Source organism: Stenotrophomonas africana (assembly GCF_013004645.1).
GTDB lineage: Bacteria > Pseudomonadota > Gammaproteobacteria > Xanthomonadales > Xanthomonadaceae > Stenotrophomonas > Stenotrophomonas africana.
This window is the reverse complement of sequence record NZ_JABEME010000004.1, coordinates 236176-252868: the sequence shown is the minus strand read 5'-3', so window position 1 is coordinate 252868 and position 16693 is coordinate 236176. Positions and strand designations below refer to the sequence as shown.

Annotated in this window: 16 protein-coding genes; 1 reads left to right on the top strand and 15 read right to left on the bottom strand. The window is 67.3% G+C overall.

The annotated features are described in order from the left end of the window. Positions 1 to 14: 14 nt before the first annotated feature. The 4 genes from HLA98_RS09740 to HLA98_RS09725 all read right to left on the bottom strand — a co-directional run bounded on the left by HLA98_RS09740 (position 15) and on the right by HLA98_RS09725 (position 5053). Entirely contained in the window at positions 15 to 1052 is a 1038-nt protein-coding gene (locus HLA98_RS09740) for a fimbrial protein (RefSeq protein ID WP_057501361.1), read from the bottom strand. Then, positions 1043 to 3607: a fimbria/pilus outer membrane usher protein gene (locus HLA98_RS09735; protein ID WP_057501360.1), complete on the bottom strand. Its 2565-nt coding sequence runs from the start codon at positions 3605 to 3607 to the stop codon at positions 1043 to 1045. The genes HLA98_RS09740 and HLA98_RS09735 overlap by 10 nt, the downstream gene beginning before the upstream one ends. Before the next feature lie 92 nt (positions 3608 to 3699). After that, complete coding sequence (locus HLA98_RS09730) at positions 3700 to 4428, bottom strand: fimbrial biogenesis chaperone (RefSeq protein WP_049444978.1); 729 nt, start codon at positions 4426 to 4428, stop codon at positions 3700 to 3702. A gap of 85 nt (positions 4429 to 4513) precedes the next feature. Beyond that, a complete protein-coding gene (locus tag HLA98_RS09725) occupies positions 4514 to 5053 on the bottom strand; it encodes a fimbrial protein (protein WP_049444976.1) in 540 nt (179 codons plus the stop codon). A 460-nt stretch (positions 5054 to 5513) separates the two neighbouring features. On the opposite strand from HLA98_RS09725, the gene HLA98_RS09720 reads away from it, so the two are divergent. Continuing rightward, a complete protein-coding gene (locus tag HLA98_RS09720; protein WP_014645902.1) occupies positions 5514 to 5879 on the top strand; it encodes a fimbrial protein in 366 nt (121 codons plus the stop codon). 26 nt (positions 5880 to 5905) lie between these two features. On the opposite strand, the gene pncB is transcribed toward HLA98_RS09720, so the two are convergent. The 11 genes from pncB to xpsH all read right to left on the bottom strand — a co-directional run bounded on the left by pncB (position 5906) and on the right by xpsH (position 16687). Continuing rightward, positions 5906 to 7084 (bottom strand): nicotinate phosphoribosyltransferase, encoded by a 1179-nt coding sequence (gene pncB / locus HLA98_RS09715; RefSeq protein ID WP_010482009.1) that lies wholly within the window; start codon positions 7082 to 7084, stop codon positions 5906 to 5908. Between the two features lie 107 nt (positions 7085 to 7191). Further along, positions 7192 to 8031, bottom strand: a complete 840-nt coding sequence (locus HLA98_RS09710) for a glycosyltransferase family 2 protein (RefSeq protein WP_057501359.1) — start codon at positions 8029 to 8031, stop codon at positions 7192 to 7194. Continuing rightward, positions 8028 to 8879, bottom strand: a complete 852-nt coding sequence (locus tag HLA98_RS09705; RefSeq protein ID WP_057501358.1) for a glycosyltransferase family 2 protein — start codon at positions 8877 to 8879, stop codon at positions 8028 to 8030. Before HLA98_RS09705 ends, HLA98_RS09710 begins: the two co-directional genes overlap by 4 nt. Before the next feature lie 580 nt (positions 8880 to 9459). Beyond that, positions 9460 to 11661, bottom strand: a complete 2202-nt coding sequence (gene gspD / locus HLA98_RS09700) for a type II secretion system secretin GspD (protein WP_057501357.1) — start codon at positions 11659 to 11661, stop codon at positions 9460 to 9462. Positions 11662 to 11670: 9 nt separating this feature from the next. After that, positions 11671 to 12462 (bottom strand): type II secretion system protein, XpsN-like, encoded by a 792-nt coding sequence (locus tag HLA98_RS09695; protein WP_057501356.1) that lies wholly within the window; start codon positions 12460 to 12462, stop codon positions 11671 to 11673. Continuing rightward, the gene (gspM, locus tag HLA98_RS09690) at positions 12452 to 13165 is read right to left on the bottom strand and encodes a type II secretion system protein GspM (RefSeq protein WP_057501355.1); all 714 of its coding nucleotides are present in this window, start codon (positions 13163 to 13165) and stop codon (positions 12452 to 12454) included. The genes HLA98_RS09695 and gspM overlap by 11 nt, the downstream gene beginning before the upstream one ends. Next, a complete protein-coding gene (locus tag HLA98_RS09685; RefSeq protein ID WP_057501354.1) occupies positions 13140 to 14285 on the bottom strand; it encodes a PilN domain-containing protein in 1146 nt (381 codons plus the stop codon). Before HLA98_RS09685 ends, gspM begins: the two co-directional genes overlap by 26 nt. Further along, entirely contained in the window at positions 14282 to 15145 is an 864-nt protein-coding gene (locus HLA98_RS09680; protein ID WP_049443613.1) for a type II secretion system minor pseudopilin, read from the bottom strand. The genes HLA98_RS09685 and HLA98_RS09680 overlap by 4 nt, the downstream gene beginning before the upstream one ends. Further along, positions 15142 to 15774, bottom strand: a complete 633-nt coding sequence (locus HLA98_RS09675) for a type II secretion system protein J (RefSeq protein WP_057501353.1) — start codon at positions 15772 to 15774, stop codon at positions 15142 to 15144. The genes HLA98_RS09680 and HLA98_RS09675 overlap by 4 nt, the downstream gene beginning before the upstream one ends. Next, positions 15771 to 16196 carry a type II secretion system protein XpsI gene (xpsI, locus tag HLA98_RS09670; RefSeq protein WP_049443609.1) on the bottom strand — a complete coding sequence of 142 codons (426 nt, stop codon included), beginning with the start codon at positions 16194 to 16196 and terminating at the stop codon, positions 15771 to 15773. Before xpsI ends, HLA98_RS09675 begins: the two co-directional genes overlap by 4 nt. Then, positions 16193 to 16687 carry a type II secretion system protein XpsH gene (gene xpsH, locus HLA98_RS09665; protein WP_049443607.1) on the bottom strand — a complete coding sequence of 165 codons (495 nt, stop codon included), beginning with the start codon at positions 16685 to 16687 and terminating at the stop codon, positions 16193 to 16195. The genes xpsI and xpsH overlap by 4 nt, the downstream gene beginning before the upstream one ends. Between the last annotated feature and the right edge of the window lie 6 nt (positions 16688 to 16693).

Genomic DNA, 16693 nt, shown 5'->3' with positions numbered 1-16693 from the left:
ATGGAAAGCGCGTACTACTCGTACTGGATCGTGAACGTCGCCTGCCCGTTGGCAGTGCCGGCACCCACCGTGCCGGCCTGGGTCTGCACGTAACGGGCGCGCAGCGGCAAGGTCATCGTGCTGGTGCCGGGGGTGGTGGTACCGACATTGACGGTCTGGCCGAAGCGCACTTCTCGCTCGGTGCTGCCATCCCGCTGGACCATCTGGATGCCGATGCGGGTGGCGCTGTTGGTGGCCGCGCTGAGCTTCAGCACGCCCGGCATGTTCGAGCTGTCCTGGTCGGCGTCGAGGCGGATGCCGATCTTGCTCTGGTAGGCGGCAACATTGCTGCCCTGGCAGTTCAGGCGGATCTCGAAGTCGCGGTCGACGGCCTTGGAACCGACACCGGTGAAGGTGGTGTTGGGCACGCTGCCGAAATCGACGGCGATGTTGCGGCTGCCGGCCTGCACTTCACAGGTCGGGCTGACCACGGTGGTGCCCGAGCCCCTGAACGTCGAGGTCAGCACCGGACGGCTGGGACCGTCACCATCGAAGTAATAGGTGGTGAATCGACCGTTCGGTGCGATCACGCCCGAGCCGGTCTGCGCGGCGGTCTTGATCAGCTGGATGCGGAACTGGCCACCGATCAGCGAGATGGTGGCGTTGGCAGCGAAATTGATGGAGTGCGGGTAGTAGGTCTGGATCGCGCCGGAGTCGCGGAACAGGCGGATGCCCACACCCGCGACGCCAGTCTCGTAAACGTTGGCAAACCCGGCCACCGGTCGCTTCTGCGGTGCGTTGACATACTCACCGGTGGAGTAGCCGCCGTACCAGTAGTCACAGCGGGCAACGCTGTTCTGCTGGTTGATCGGCACGCTGATTTCCTTGATCACGCCGCCTACCGGTGTGCTGGGCAGGATCACGATCTGACCCATGTCCATCTGCACGTCCTGCGCAACGAAACCATTGATCTGGATACGGCACGCGGCGCTGGCCTGCTGAGCCAGCAGCACGCCGCCCAGCAATGCAAGGGCACTCAGCGCCTTGCGGCCACGGGAAGAAATCATCGGCATGCTGCCTCCAGCGGGATGAAGCCGGTCTTGGACGCATCGGCGCCCGCCGGAACCTGGTAATCGACGGTGCAGCGCTGATCGGCGCCGGCGCCCCACTCCACCAGCAGGCTGCCCTGGTTCTTTTCACTGCGCACGTACAGGCGGCCACCCTGGCTGACCATGCCCACCGGCTGGCCCTGCTCGTCCTTGACCTGCGCACCGAACGGCATGGTGCGGCCGTCGGGGTTGCGCACCTGGATCAGCAGCGCGTTGCCCTTGCGGGTATCGAAGCGCAGGTAGCTGATCGCACCGGCAAACGGCGCGATCGACTGACTGGTGCTTTCCAGCTCGACGTCGTGGGCCATGCCCTGCGGGTCGAGGGTGACGGTGTTGAGGCGGTACGGCGACACGTACGGGACCACCGCGTAACCGCGGCCATCGACGCGCAGGCCCGGGGCGTTGCTGACGATCGCATCGCGTGCGTCCGGCGCTTCAACCAGCACCATGGTGTCGCCACGCTGCGGGGTGAAGGTGAAGCCGCCCGGATGCACGACCACGCTGCCGTTGGCACCCACCGAGGCCTGGCGGAAATCACGCGAGTGGCTGTAGGTGGCGTTCAACGCGGAGTAGCGGCTGCGGTACTCGGCATTGCCGACCGCAGTGGTGCCACCTTCGCGGGAATCGGACAGGGCCACGCCGTAGCTGAAGTTGTTGTCGACGCCGGCCGAGCCGGTGATGCCGACGCGGCTGTTGTCGTAGCCACCGCGCTCGCGCACGCCGAGGTCGGCGCTGAACGACACAGGGTGGGAACCACGGCCCAGCGGCACGCTCATCGACAGCAGGTACTGGGTGTCGGAGCGGCCCAGCACGCCCTCTTCGGTGCGCAGTGCAGAGAAGCCGTAGTTCACCGAGCGCCAGGCATTGTTGTAGCCCACCTGGTACTGCTTGGAGGTGCCGGAACGGTCGTAGAAGTCACGCACCGAGCCGGTCACGTACAGCGCGCCGCCGCGACGGCCGAGCGGCTGGTTCAGCGTTACCTGGAACTGGCTGCGCTGGCGACCGCGGGTAGTCGGGTCGATGCCGCGCTTGTCCGAATCCCGGCCATACAGCGCGTCCTGCAGGCTGTAGAAGCCTTCGGTCGAATAGCGGTAGGCGGCCAGGGTCAGGTTGGTCCCGGTCTCGCCGATCATGTTGCTGTAGCTCAAGCGCACACTGGCACCGGTGTGGTTGCCGTAGTGGTCGAACGTGGTACGGGCGTGGGTGACGTCGGCGGCGAACGCGCCAACCGGCGTGGACAGGCCGACGCCGTACAGCAGCGACAGGTAGCCATCGCTCAGTGCACTGCCGCCGTACAGAGTCAGCTGGTTGCCGATGCCGCGCTGGTAGGTGCCCTGCACCAGCCATGGCTCATCGGCCAGCAGCTTGTTGCGCACCTGGCCGGCGGTCAGCGAGTAACGCGACACGCCTTCGCGCAGCATCTGCGGCACCGAACCGAACGGCACCTTGAATTCGCGGCGGCGGCCATCGGCCTCGATCACGCTCACTTCCAGATCGCCGCCGTAGCCGGTCGGGTACAGGTCGTCGATGACGAAGCTGCCCGGCGACACGGTGGAGGAGTAGATCAGCTGCTGGTTCTGGCGCACTTCAACGCGCGCGTTGGTTTCGGCAATACCGCGCACGACCGGCGCGTAGCCGCGCAGCGAGTCGGGCAGCATGCGGTCGTCGCTGGCCAGGCTGGCACCCCGGTAGCCGATCGAATCGAACAGTTCGCCGGTGGTGTAGGCCTCACCGATGGTGAGCATGCCGCGCACCTGCGGAATGCCGCGCTGCGCATAGGTGGCGATGCTCTGCCAATGGCGGCCGTCGCCCTCGGACCAGGTCAGGTTGGAATCGTGGCGGAACTGCCAGCCACCCAGGTTCAGGCCGGCATTGAGGCCGAGGTATGCGCTGCGGTTGCGCTGGCCACCTTCGACGCGGCTGTCGCTGTCGATGGCATTGAAGCTGTAGCCGACGAAGCCGGCATTGATGCCGCGGTCCCACAGCGCCGGGTTCACGTAACCGCGTGCCTCACGGCGCAGGAACACCTGCGGGATGCTCAGGTCGTAGCGCAGGTTGCCGCTGTCATAGACGCCATACGCATTGGCCATGCGCTGCTGCACCGGCACGCAGCTGGTCTTGTCGGTGGGCACGGACGGATCCTGCTGCAGCAGCACGGCCTCGCTGTCCACGCCCATTTCTTCCAGCATCGGCAGCGGCAGGCAGGCGTCGACACGGCCCTGTGCATCGGCCTTGAACTGCAGATCGCGACGGCCCTGCCAGGCACCGTTGACGTAGACGTCGACACGGTAGTTGCCGGCCACCATCGGGTTGCCGTTGCTGAAGGCCGCCAGGTCGACCTGCTTGGCCTGGCCCGACAGGAAGCTGGAATTGAACTGGGCCGATTCCGGTGCACGCGCATTGGCCGCACCGCTCTGCGCCATCAGCGCCTGTTCGCCGAGATTGGCCGGAGCAGCCAGCGCCCATCCTGGGCAGGCCACGCCAGCAACCAACAGGCACAGCGCCTGATGGATCGACAATGTCAATCTGTTTCCGATCACACTGACATTCCTTCAATTCGCCGCACAGCGGCGGTGGCGGGATGCGCGGGCCAGGGGCCGGCGCGGCGCGTTCAGCCCCCGGTGCTGCCGAGGCGGATGGTGTGTTCCACCCGGCCGCCGTAGTCGTTGATGGTGATGAAGCGGACCTGGTCGGTGCCCGCCGGTGCGGCGAACTCCAGGCTCTGCTTCGGCGCGACCATCGCGCCCTTGTCCTCGACGGCCTTTTCACTGCTGCCGGTCACGGCATGTACTTCGGCCAGAGTGACGTGGAAGGGGCTCGGGTTTTCCACCCGCAGGCGATCGCCCGTGCGGGTCCAGCGCAGCGCTGCCGGCGCGTCGTTGGCGACGCCCTTCAGGCCCTGCGGCCGGTAGAAAAGCTTCAGGCGCGAACGGAACGCGACCTGCAGGTAATTCTGTTCGCCGCTTTCGGCGTTGTCCGGGGACGGCGGAACATCCAGCACGTTGAGCCAGAACACCGACTCACGGTCGGTCGGCAGCTGCGCGCCGGAGAAGATCAGTCGCAGCGCCTGGCTGCGGCCCGGCTCGACACGCGCGATCGGCGGTGTAAGCACGAACGGGGCATCGCTGGTATCGGCGGTCTGGTTGGCGTCGCCGCTGTCGATCCAGGCCTGCACCAGCGCCGGCGAATCGCCCACGTTGTCGACCTGCACAGTGACTTCGCGCGCCTGCGCCGGATAGATCACTCGCGTGCCATTGACCACCACGCCGGCCAGAGCGTTCTGGCAGAAGGGCAGCGTGAACGCTGCCAGCAGCAGCGCCCGGGGAAAGAATGCTTTCATCGGAAGTACTACGCTCTAGGGGTGTGGCCAGAGGCCGCGGAGCACTGGCCGGCGCGTACGCCGGCCAGTGCGGGTACGGCTACGATCAGTTGTAGATGATCGTGTACTTGACGCTGCTGGTGACGTCGCCCGGGGTGGCGGCGGCAGTGGCGTAGTACTCAGCGTAGTAGTTCAGGTCGGCCGAGCCGTCGGTGCCGACGGTGACCCACTGCGAGTTGGTCTGGGCCAGGCCAGCGCCAGCAGCCTTGATCGGCAGGACCTGGTTGTTCGAACCCAGCAGCTGCAGCTGCACGTTGGTGGCAGCGTTGGCCGAAGCCTGGTTCAGCAGGCGGCCGGTGTTGAAGTCAACGGTCGAACCCGGCTCGAAGTAGGTCGCGACGTTGCCGGCGCTGCACTTGGTCAGGTTGATGGCGAACGGGGTACGGCCGGCAACCGAACCTGCGGTGGCCAGGGTGTTCTTGGACACGGTCGGCAGGTTGACGGAGAAGTCCTTGCCGCCCGGGGTCGAGATGGTGCAGGTCTTGTCGGTCACCTTGCCGTTGAAGGTGATGGTGCCGTCGGCGGCGTTGGCGGCCAGCGGAGCGGCGGCCAGCATCAGAGCGGCGATGATATTGATCTTGTGCATTCGCTTTTACCTAACCCTACTGAAGAGATGAGAAGTAGAGGAGGAAGCAAGGAGCACTGCCGGGGCTATCAAGACCCATCCTTGCGTCTCACCTGTGGCCGGACTCGGACATACCTTCCCCTGAATCCGTGACGCAAGTATATGCACAACTGTGATGAAAGTCTCATTATTTTTCTGAACGCCAATTCATTGACGCCTTAAATGTGACGTGGTAAGCGAAATCAGATCGCGGGGCGCGCAGAGGATTTGACGGTGGCCGGGATCAGGTCACAAGCGACCTTGCATGACGCTCTTGGTGACGCGTTCGGCATGCGCGGAACAGGCCTTTTTAAGGTGGAAATCACCTTATTTGATGCGCATCACTCTTTGTTGGTGACGGCCCTAGCAGATTCGAAATCGTCCTATTAAAGGCGGATCGAACCTGTCGCTAACTAGGACACACCGAACCAGAGAACGTGTCATGAGGAACTCCATTCTGCTGTGCGTGGCCCTGATGTCCGTCAGTGCGCTGGCCCAGGCCAGCAGCGGCAGCATCCGTTTCAGCGGCCGTATCGCCGAGCCGGGCTGCACGACGAACCTGTCCCAGGGTGAGCTGAGCCTGGCCGCCTGCCCGCCCTCGGCCAAGGGCTCGACGGTGGCGGTGACGGCGCTGGCCGATGGCCAGGCCGCGACGCTGCGCGACGGCAAGCGCCAGGGCCAGAAGCTGTCGGTGTCGGCCAGCGCGATGCGCGCCGGCGATATCGCCTTCTCCGAGCGCTACAGCGTGCAGGCCTCGAAGCAGCAGCCGCTGCAGGGCGCCTACCTGGTGGTGGTCGACTACCTGTAAGCCGGCGCGCTGCAAGCCGACGTGTTTTACGCCGGCGGCAGTTCGAAGACCTGGCGCAGGTAGGCCAGGTAGCCCGGGTCGTCGCACATGCTCTTGCCCGGCGAATCGCTGAGCTTGGCCACCGGCTGGCCGTTGCAGCGGACCATCTTGATGACGATGTTGAGCGGCGTTGGCCCCAGATCATTGGTCAGGTGGGTGCCGACGCCGAACGCGACCTGGCAGCGCCCCCGGAAGTAGTCGTACAGGCGCATCACCTTGGCGATGTCGAGCCCATCGCTGAACACCAGCACCTTGCTGCGTGCATCCACCCGGCGCTGCTGGAAGTGCGCCAGCATGCGGTCGCCCCAGTCGAAGGGATCGCCCGAGTCGTGGCGGACACCATCGAACAGCTTGCAGAAGTACATATCGAAGTCGCGCAGGAACGCATCCAGGCCGACCACGTCGGACAGCGCGATGCCCAGATCCCCGCGATACTCGCGCGCCCACGATTCCAGTGCCGCCACCTGCGAATCGCGCAGGCGCGGGCCCAGTGCCTGGAACGCCTGCAGATACTCATGCGCCATGGTGCCGTGCGGGGTCATGCCGTACAGGCGGGCGAAGTGCACGTTGCTGGTACCGACCAGCTGCGGGCCGAGCGCATCGCGCAGCAGCGGCAGCAGCCGGGCGTGCCAGTCGCGCGAGTACCGGCGGCGGCTGCCATAGTCGGCGATGCGGCACTGCTCGAAGCCCGGGGTATCACGCAGCAGCGCGGCCTTGGCCTGCAGGCGACGCTCGCCCTCGGCAAAGTCGGCCGTGGTGGTGTTGCGGAACCAGACTTCGTTGATGATCGCCAGCAGCGGCACTTCGAACAGGATGGTGTGCAGCCACGGGCCGGTGATGTCCAGTTCGATCTCGCCGGGCACGGTCTTCGACGCGCGCAGCTGGATGTACTTGCGGTCGAGGTGGAACAGGCCGAGGAAATCGGCGAAGTCCGGCTTCACGAAACGCAGGCCACGCATGTAATCCAGCTCCGCGTCGCTGAAACGCAAGCTGCACAGGTGGTCGATCTCTTCGTCGATCTGGTCGATGTAATGAGCCAGGTCGATGCCGGGCGTGCGGCACTTGAACCGGTACTGCACCTGGGCGCCGGGGTGCTGGTGGAGCACCGCCTGCATCATGGTGAACTTGTACAGGTCGGTGTCGAGCAGGGACTGGATGATAGGCATGGGGCGGATTATGCGCCCGGCGGAGTGAACCGTGGGCGCGCCCGCCTTCCGTAGAGCCAAGCCCACGCTCGGCTGGATTGTTGCCTGAGCCGAGCGTGGGTTCGGCTCTACAACGACCTGCGCAGCAGGCGCGGCACGAGCATCAGCGCATGCGCCCAGATCGCGGCCCACACCGCAGCCCGCACCGGCAGCGAACGTTGCGCGGCCTCGAACTTCTGGAAGTAGCGCCACAGGCCCTTGTGCTTGTGCCATTCGACGAAGAACGGCCGCGAGCGGCTTGAGACGCCCCGCACATGGGTGACATGCAGATCGTTGGCGATCGCCACCACCGCGCCGGCCTCGCGTGCCCGGCGGCACAGGTCCAGGTCCTCGGCATGCAGGCGGTAGCCCGCGTCCCAGCCGCCGATGCGGTCGAACAGTGCACGCGGCATCATGAGCAGCGCACCGGACAGGGCCGGCACCCGCTGCAGCGCCTGGTGGGGATCACGCGGCACCGCCAGCTTCGAGCCCTTGCCGGGCGAACGCAGCATCAACAGGAAATCCGGATCACGGCGACGCACCGCCTCGTCGGCATGGCCATGCTCGTCCACCTGTTCGACGCCCAGCAGGCAGTCGCCCAGCGCTTCGGCACGGGAGCGCAGTTCAGCCAGGGTGTCCGGATCGACCATCAGGTCCGGGTTGATGAAGGCCAGCCATGGGCTGTGCGAGTCGGCCACGCCCTGGTTGTTGGCGGCGGCGAAGCCGGGGTTGTCCGGATTGCCGACGAAACGCACGCGCGGATCATGGCTGGCATGGCGCTGCACGATATCCAGCGTGCCATCCATCGAGCCATTGTCGATCACCCGGATCTCGGCCACATCCTGCGCCTGGCGCAGACGCGAGAGACAGGCATCAATGGTGCTGCCGCTCTGGTAGGTGACGACGATGGCGGCAATGGCAGCATTCAAACGGGAGGCTCCGGCGCAGACGGGACGAACAGGTCCCCCTGTTCCTTCGGCATTATCGCCTGCCGCATGCGCTGCCGCAGGTCGGCACGCAGGCCATGCAGCGGATCGTGCATGAGGAAGTCAGCCAACCGCGGCACCCAGCCCGGCCAGCGTGCGGCCAGGGCCTCGAGATCGCCATCACGGCTGATCGCCTCCCCTGCCCGGCTGACGAAGGCGGTCTCGCACAACACGTTGCGCCATCCCAGGCCAGCCATGCGCAGGCTCAGGTCCACCAGTGCCGCATTCCAACCGCCGTAGCTGTCCACGTCCAGGCCCCCGGCACGTCGTCGCGCGTTGCCCCGCACCAGCACCGCGTGGGTGACTGCCGACGGCAGCTCCGGGTGCAGCGTTGGCAGGCCCGCACAGGTCTGCGCCAGCAGCGCGGCATCGTCCGGTTCCGGATTGATCTCGCCCAGCCGGGGCCACGCAGCGGTTTCGCCGGCATTGCACCACGGGGTTGCGGTCGCGATGGCGGCATCGCGGGCGAAGGCATCCTGCAGCTGATGCAGCCAGCCCGGCGCCGGCACGCTGTCCGGTGCCAGCACCGCCACGTCCATGCCATCGCAGGCCCGCAGCATCTCGTCCAGGTGGGCGACTTCACCCAGCGGCCGTGCACGCCGGGTGTACTCTGCCTGCAATGGCGTTTGTGCCAACCAGTGTTCCACTACCGCCTGCGCGCGCGGCCCGGTCTGCGCATCGTCGGCCAGCCAGACCGCAGTGCCCGGCGCGGTGCCCGCATCCAGTGCAGCCAGGCAACGGTCGAGCGCGGCATCGTCCACGCACAGCGGCAACAACACGATCGCCCCCATCCCGCCTCCGTGGTTGTCGGTAGCCACAGCCTAGCACTGGGAGGGTATCGGCCGGGTTGCACCCGGCACCCGCTTCAGGCCAGGGCAACAGCAACGGCCGAAGCAAAAGCTGGGTTCCTGCGGGATGGCGGGGTGGGTCCGGTTGCGGGGGACGCCGTAAATACGTCCCTGTAGGCTTGGCCGCGGCATCCATGCCGCGGGCACCCCCGCAACCGGGCCCCTCCCGCCTTCGACAGATCTCCGCGATCTGCAGTAGATCCACGCCATGCGTGGATGAATCTCCATCGGAATCGAATATTTCGAATTTGAATCGAAAAGCATCCACGCATGGCGTGGATCGTGTCGACCAAGGTCGACACCTGCCAACAGCAGCAGGAAACTGTCGAAGGCGGGGCACTGTGGGTTTGCGGGGTGTGAGCCGCATGGATGCGGCGACCAAGCCTACATGGACGTATTTACGGCGTCCCCGCAAACCCACAGTGCCCCGCCACCCCTCAGTAAACCCGCTGTTGCCGTTGCTCTGGCTCTTGCTCCGGCTCTGGCCTCTGCGGGTGCCGGGCGCAGCCCGGCCGTAAACCCCTTACTTCTTTGCGCGCGGCTGGTTCAGCGGCTCCATCGCGCGGAAGCGCTGGCTGTACTCGTCAGTCAGATTGCGCGCTTCCTGGCTGTTGCGCACGATGCTCGGGGTCAGCAGCACGATCACTTCGGAACGGCGGCTGGTGCGGCTCTTCTGCCCGAACAGCGCGCCCACCACCGGAATCCGGCTCAGCCCGGGAATGCCGCTGCTGCCATCGGTGGCCGAATCGGTGATCAGACCGGCCAGCATGATGGTGTCGCCGCTCTGCACCGCCGCTTCGGTCGACAGCTTCTTGGTGGAAATCCGCGGGTTGCAGTTGCGCTCGGTCGGATTACAGTTGTCGGGCACGTTCGAGGCGCTGCTCACTTCCTGCACGATGTCGAGGAACACCGTGCCGTCGCGCGTCACGCGTGGGCGCACCTTCAGGATCACGCCGGTGTCGATGTACTGCACCGAGCTGTAGCTGCTGGTGCCGATGCCGGTGTTCACCGTAGTCGTGTTGATCGGCACCTTGTCGCCCACGTTGAGCGTGGCCTCGGCATTGTTGCGCACGAACACCGAAGGGGTCTGCAGCAGGCGCACATCGGTGACCTTGTCCAGCGCGCTCACCACCGCTGCGCCGTTGTGGCCGGTGAACGCCCAGCCCAGGCCTTCGCCACCGGTCGCGGCACCGGCGAAGCTGCTCCAGGAGCCACCCGCTGCTGCCGGCAGGGTCACGCCGCCCAATGCTCCCGTCAGCGCACGCCCGGCCACGGCATTGTCGAAGAACCAGTTCACGCCGTACTTCAGGTCGCCATCCAGCGAAACTTCGGCCACCTGCGCTTCGATATGTACCTGCAGCGGCATCACGTCCAGCTTCTCGATCACTTCGCGGATCGAGCGCCAGGCCTGCGGGGTCGAACGCACCAGCAGGGTGTTGGTTTCCTCCACCGCCGACACGCCCACGCGGTCGCCTTCCACTTCCAGGCTGACACTGACGTTGCCGGACTGGCGCTGCGGCAGGTTCATGCTGCCATTGCCGCCACCACTGGCGCTGCTGCCCGGGGTCGAACCGAAGCTGCTGCTGTTGTTGCTGTCCATGCCACGGTCGCCATCACTGCCCAGCTGCGATGGCATCGCGCCCGGCGCCAGCGATGCAGGGCTGGAGCCACCGCGGTTGCTGCTGCTGGCGAACGCTTCACTGAGGCGCTCGGCCAGGTCGCGCGCCTTGATGTAGCGCAGTTCGTAGGAGAACAGGCGGGCACTACCACCGGCCGTATCAATGCGGTCCAGCCACTGCTGGATCTGGTCCAGGTAGCGCACCTGCGGGGTGATCACCAGCACCGCATTGGCGTTTTCCAACGGCAGGAAGCGGAACATGCCGGCGCTTGGCGTCTTGCTCTCCTCGCCGAATACTTTCTCCAGGTCGGCGGCGACCTGCTCGGCCTTGCCGGACTGGATCGGGAACACGCCCACCGACATGCCCGACAGCCAGTCAACGTCGAAGATCTCGACGGTGCGCATGTAGTTTTCCAGCTCGGCGCGGGTACCGCCCAGGGTGATCACGTTGCGACCACTGTCGACGTTGACGATGGCGTTGGGCCGCGCATACGGCTCCAGCACCTTCTTCATCTCGGTGGCGGAGATGAACTGCAGCGGGATCACACGTACTTCGAAACCGCGCGCGCTGGCGGCCGGCGCCGTGCTCGGCGCAACCGTGCCGGCCAGCGCCTGGTCGGCGGCGACGATGTTGTAGCGGCCACCGCTGTAGACCATGCGTGCGTTGTTCCAGCCCAGCACCATTTCCAACAGGTTCAACGCCTGCGCCGGCGACACCGGCTTGGGCGTTGCCAGCGTGACCGTACCCTGCACCCCCGGTGCGATCACGTAGTTCTGGCCCAGCATGTCACCGAGAATCGCCTTGACCACCGCGTGCACCGACTCGCCTTCGAAGTTGAAGGTCGCTTCACCGGTACTGGCGCCATGCAGTGCCGGTGCCGGCGAGCGGGCTGCCTCGCGGTTGATCATGGTGCCGGTGCCACGACGGATCACCGCCTGTGGCGCACCTTGTGCGTCGCGGGCGGCATCGGCGGCCACCTCCGCTGCCTGTCCGGCATCGGTGGTGGATGTCAGGTTGCCCTTGCGCTGCACATGCGGCGCGGACACGGTGCTGCAGCCGACCAGCAGCGCGAGGGCAAAGGACCAGGGAAGAAAACGCAGGCTCATGCATTCACTCTATCGGTTGGTGCCATCGCCCGGGGGCGGCGACGGTTGTTGCTGCTGTTGTTGTTGCAGCTGGCGGCGACGGGCCTGGATGCGTTCGCGGATGGCCTGCATCTGCGCTTCGCTGGGGCCGTTGTTGTTGGCAGGCGGTGTGGCGGCCGCCGCAGCCGAAGGCGCTGGCGCACTGCCAGCAGGCGACGGCGATGGGGTTGCAGCCGCCGCCGGCGGTGCCGGCGGAGCGCCTGCCGGGGGCGGCACAACGATGGCACCTGCCGGCGGCGCACCGTTGGCGCCGCGCAGCACGGTCGGCGGCTCGCCGCCCTGCCCATTGAATACGGCCAGTTCCAGCACCTGGTTGCCACCGGGGCCGATCACCGTGGCCTGGCGTGGCGCCAGCCCCACCAGCTGCCAGCCATCCACGGCGTCGCCATTGAGGCGCAGGCGCAGCGAACGGTTCTGTTCGGTGGTGAAGGTGGCCATGCCGAAGTCGCCGGTCAGCAGCACGCCGGTCAGGCGCAGCGCGGCGCTGGCGGCGGGCTCGCTGCCCCCGAGCAGGTAGGGCTTCGGCCTGCGGTCCTCGGCGAACAGCGGTCGTTCGCCGATGGCGCTGTAACTGTCGGCGCTGGCCATGCGCTCGGCAGCCAGTGGCGGCAGGACCGGCAGCGAGGGCGCCGCATCGGCATCGCTGTCGGCACCCGGCAACCGACTGCCCAGACCAAAGCCGGTGGCCAGCCAGACCGCCGCCGCCCAGCCGGCCAGAGCCAGCAGGAAGCCGGTACGCAGGCTGATCTGCTCAAGCTTCATCGGCCACCTCCTGCCCTTCTTCCGGCGCAGCCGGTGCGGGTGTTGGTGCGGTCGATGGCGGCGGCGCCGCCGCGCCCGGCTCGGCGGCAGGTGCCGGCGCAGCGCCATCGGCAGCGGCACCGGGCAGCAGGTAACCGGCCAGTTCGAACGACACGTCCAGGCCGAGCCCGGATTCATTCGGCGACTGCTGGAAGCGCTGTGCGATCAGGTTGAGGTTGTCGACGAACAAACGCGGGCTGCCGGTTTCCAGGCTGTGCAGCACGGTGGCCAGTTCGGCCACGCCACAGCGCAGGCGTACCTGCATGGCAACGCGCACGAACTCGGCGTCGCGGCGGTTGTCGGTGAGCGGCGTGCGGTTGCTGATGGTGCAGCTGCGGTTGCCCGGGCTGGCCATCGCCACCGCATCCTGCAGCTTGGCGCCCAGTGCGGCGGCGGCGGCTTCGGCGGTGGCCTCGCGCAGGAATCCCGGCCGTTGCTGCAGGGCTTCGCGTGTGGCTCGCAGGCGCTGTTCGATCTGCGGCTGCTGTTGCAGCTGCGCCTGTACGCGCGACTCGCGCTCGCGCAGCGCCGCGACATCGGCATCGATCTCGCGCAGCGGCTGGGTGAACCAGGGGTGCACCAGCAGCAGGTAGGCCAGGCCCAGCACTGCCAGCAGCAGCGCCAGCGCCAGCCAGCGGTCACGGCGTGCGCTTGGCATCGGCATCGGCCGCCTCCCGGGTCGGGGCCGCTGCCGGCAACGGCTGCAGCTCAGCGGTCATGGTGAAGCGGTCGCGGCCACTGGCGGCGCCATCGGCCTGCAGCACACCGGTCAGGTTGACCTTGCGCCACTGCGGCGCGTCCTGCAGCAGCTGTACCAGCTGCGACGCCTCGCGGCTGAGCCCGATCAACTGCAGGTTGTTGCTCTCGATGGCCAGCTTTTCCAGATAGGTACCTTCCGGCAGGCGGCGGGTCAGTTCGGTCCAGATCTCCACCGTACCTGCGCGCTGGCTGCGCTGCTTTTCCAGGAACGCCGCACCATCGATCAGCGCCTGCAGCTGCGCTCGTTCGCTGGCCACGCCGCGTGCACTGCGCGCACTGCGCTCCACCTGCGCGCGCAGTTCTTCGGCCGCCGCGCGACGGTTGTCGAGCAGCTGCAGGCCGGCCAGCACCAGCATCACCACCGCGGCCACCGCCAGCAGCAGGTTCCAGCGCCGCATCGGATCGGTCCGCACCTGGCGCTGTGCGGGCGGCAGCAGGTTCACCTGCAGCGTGGTGCCCTGTGCATCAATCGCATCGACACCGGCCAGCGCGTCGGCCCATTGGCCCACGTCGTTGCGCCAGGCCTCCAGCTGGCGCAGAGGCCAGGCCACCAGTTCGACCTGCAGCTGGCCTTCGCCGGCCACACCGAGTTCACGCACGTCGTAACTGACCTGGCTGGATTCGAACGGCGTCTGCCGATCGATCTCGAAGCCGACCACCGCGCGCAGGCGGTCGGCCGCCGCCGCAGGCAACCGCAGCTGACGACGCAGTACATCGCTGGCCGGCAGCAGCCACACCCGCGGCAGGCTGCGCAGGCGCGCCTCCAGCACCCGGTCCAGTTCAGCCAGCGACAGCGGCCACGGCAGGCGCGCCACCGGCTCGCGACGCTCGCCCGCCTCACGCCAGACCTGCAACTGCTCGCCCTCGCACTGCAGCAGCAGGCGTGCCTGTGCCCAGCCCAGCGCCCATTGCCAACGAGCCGGCACCCAGGCCAGCAGCGATTGCCGCCACCAGCGCAGGAAGCGGCCGACGCCGGGGCCGATCCGGCCCTGCACCTGCCGCAGACTGTCCTGCCAAGCCGTCATCTTGCTGTCATTCCCTGCTCCCAGCGAAGCACTGTGTAGGACCGCCCGGGAACCCCGCCCGAGCCATTGCGTACCACCGCCTGCAACACCGACCGGCGTCCACTGCCGTCGGTGACACGGGACTCGATACTATAGGTGCCACTGCTGCTGGCAAGGGTTGACGCACCGGCAGCGGAATCGGCATCACGCTCCTGCTGGGCACGCTGGGCCAGCACGGTATCGGCGTCCAGGCCCAATGCGGTCAACACCACGGCACTGGCGAACTGCGGATCCGGCCGCGCCTGGCGGCTGTACAGGGTAAGGTGCGGCAGCATCTTCTGATACAGCGGCCCACGCATGCCGAGCACCCGCTGCAGCTCGCCAAGGGTCTCGAAACGCTTGTTGCGCGGGCCGTACGGCAACCCGGCCGCCGCGTAGTCAGGCGCCTCGGCGCCCCCTCCCGGCTGCAGCAGGCTGTCCTCGTCACGCCAGTCGACGATGGCACCGGCCAACTGCCGCGCTGCCCCTTCGTCTTCGCCCAGCGCCTTGAGGAAGGCGGTCAACAGGGTCACGTCGGCCAGGTTCAGGTTGATCTTGCCGTTCTCGTCCAGCACCTTGATCTCGATGCTGGCGTCATCGAACTGCCATCGATAGGTACGGCCATCGGCGCGCCAGGGCGCCCGCTGCGGATCGGCGGACAGCCGCGTCAATGCGTACTCCAGACCCGCCCGTGCACGCTCCTGGCCACGCGCATCGTCATCCAGCACCCGCTGCTGCAGGTGCTCGACACGCGCACTCAGCGCGAAGGCGCCGACCAGTGCGGTCATCAACGCGATCAGCCACAGCACCAGCACCAGTGCCGCGCCACGTGTCCGGATCACCGTGCACCTCCGCTGCCACCGGCGCGCGGCGCCACCACCAGCGTGGGCCAGGGCGCGCCCTTGGCTGGCACGATCTGGATCTCCACCAGCATCGGCAGGCGACGGGTATCGTCCCAACGCGGCATCCAGTCGGTCACCTGGCCGGTGCTGGCATCGATGCCGCGATAGCGCAGCTGCACCGACTTCAGGTTCTCCACCAGCACTTCCGGCGGACGTGGTGGATTCTCCGCGATGCGCTCGCCTTCCTGCAGCAGCACCAGATCCAGCAACAGACGTTGCTGGCCATTGCGGCCATCAACCTGCAGTGCATGCAGGTACGATCCCCCCCGACCGAGATAACCCGGCAGATCCGCGGCGAACAGCATGCGATTCTCTTCACCCTGGAAGAAGATCGGCTCGCGGGTGGGATCAGGCGCTTCGAGCGGCGTACGTAGCGCGCCTGCCAACTGCCGACGCAGCAACGTCTCCACTGCGCGCATGCGTTCACTCTCGGCAGCGATCTGCTCGCCGCGCTGGCTGACCGCCATCGCCGAGCGAACGCTGGCGAACGCCAACGCCAGGCCACCGGCCAGCAGCACCGTGGCCAGCATCACTTCAACCAGAGTGAAACCCGCGGCGCGGCGTTTCATCGCGCGCTCTCCAGGTCCGGCGGCAACAGGCGCAGGCTGCGCCAGCGCAGCTGCTCACGCTCACTGTCGCCCCACCGCACCTGCAGCTGCAGCTCGGCCAACCAGGGGGCACCCGGTGATTGAGATTGCGCCTGCGCCACGTTGCCGGCGCGTGGCTCCACCCACGGCTGCACCTGCAGCTGCCAGTGGTAGCGCCCTTGTTCCCAGTCACCCTGCTGACTGCCGACCTGCAGTGGCGAGGCAACCCCGGCCTCGGCCAGCAGCGACTGCGCATGCAGCACCGCACGCGTGCGCAGCTCGGCCTCGCGCACCTGTTTCGCGCCACCTGAGAGACTTCCCAACAGCAGGGTCAGCGCCAACCCGAGCAGGGCGAAGGCGATGATCACTTCCAGCAGGGTGAAGCCGCGGGCGCGCCGCTTCATTGCGACCGCCAGGGGCCGGAGCGGACCTCGCCGGTCAACCAGCCAACATCGATGCGCCATTCGGCGTCGTCACGCTGCAACCGGATGCGGCCACCGCTGGAGCCGCCATCGGGGTGAAACTCGATCACGCCCTGCCCCGGCGCGGTGGCCAGCTGCGCGGCGCCTTCGAACTGCACCTGCAGCTGTGCCGGCACGTCACCGTGGCGCTGGTTGGCGCCTTCCCAGCGCCGCTTTGCCGGCTCGATGACAAAACGCTGCGGCTCGCCGCGGGCGATCGCCTGCGCGCGCACCATGCGCAGCTGGTTGGCGATGTCCTTGCCGGCGCTGCGCAGCTGCATGCCGGCGAACCCGCGCGACAGCCCTGCAGCAGTGATCAGGCCGATCGCAGCGATCAGCGCGATCACCAACAGCATTTCCAGCAGCGACAGGCCCGCCGCACGCCTGCCGTGCAGGCGCGGGCGTGGCAGCCGGCGCGGCAGGAAATGGGTCATGCAGGT

Coding starts and splice junctions, on each gene's coding strand:
- HLA98_RS09740 (WP_057501361.1), bottom strand. CDS start 1,052: ATGCCGATGATTTCTTCCCGTGGCCGCAAGGCGCTGAGTGCCCTTGCA.
- HLA98_RS09730 (WP_049444978.1), bottom strand. CDS start 4,428: ATGAAAGCATTCTTTCCCCGGGCGCTGCTGCTGGCAGCGTTCACGCTG.
- HLA98_RS09725 (WP_049444976.1), bottom strand. CDS start 5,053: ATGCACAAGATCAATATCATCGCCGCTCTGATGCTGGCCGCCGCTCCG.
- HLA98_RS09720 (WP_014645902.1), top strand. CDS start 5,514: ATGAGGAACTCCATTCTGCTGTGCGTGGCCCTGATGTCCGTCAGTGCG.
- pncB (WP_010482009.1), bottom strand. CDS start 7,084: ATGCCTATCATCCAGTCCCTGCTCGACACCGACCTGTACAAGTTCACC.
- HLA98_RS09705 (WP_057501358.1), bottom strand. CDS start 8,879: ATGGGGGCGATCGTGTTGTTGCCGCTGTGCGTGGACGATGCCGCGCTC.
- gspD (WP_057501357.1), bottom strand. CDS start 11,661: ATGAGCCTGCGTTTTCTTCCCTGGTCCTTTGCCCTCGCGCTGCTGGTC.
- HLA98_RS09695 (WP_057501356.1), bottom strand. CDS start 12,462: ATGAAGCTTGAGCAGATCAGCCTGCGTACCGGCTTCCTGCTGGCTCTG.
- gspM (WP_057501355.1), bottom strand. CDS start 13,165: ATGCCGATGCCAAGCGCACGCCGTGACCGCTGGCTGGCGCTGGCGCTG.
- HLA98_RS09685 (WP_057501354.1), bottom strand. CDS start 14,285: ATGACGGCTTGGCAGGACAGTCTGCGGCAGGTGCAGGGCCGGATCGGC.
- HLA98_RS09675 (WP_057501353.1), bottom strand. CDS start 15,774: ATGAAACGCCGCGCCGCGGGTTTCACTCTGGTTGAAGTGATGCTGGCC.
- xpsI (WP_049443609.1), bottom strand. CDS start 16,196: ATGAAGCGGCGCGCCCGCGGCTTCACCCTGCTGGAAGTGATCATCGCC.
- xpsH (WP_049443607.1), bottom strand. CDS start 16,687: ATGACCCATTTCCTGCCGCGCCGGCTGCCACGCCCGCGCCTGCACGGC.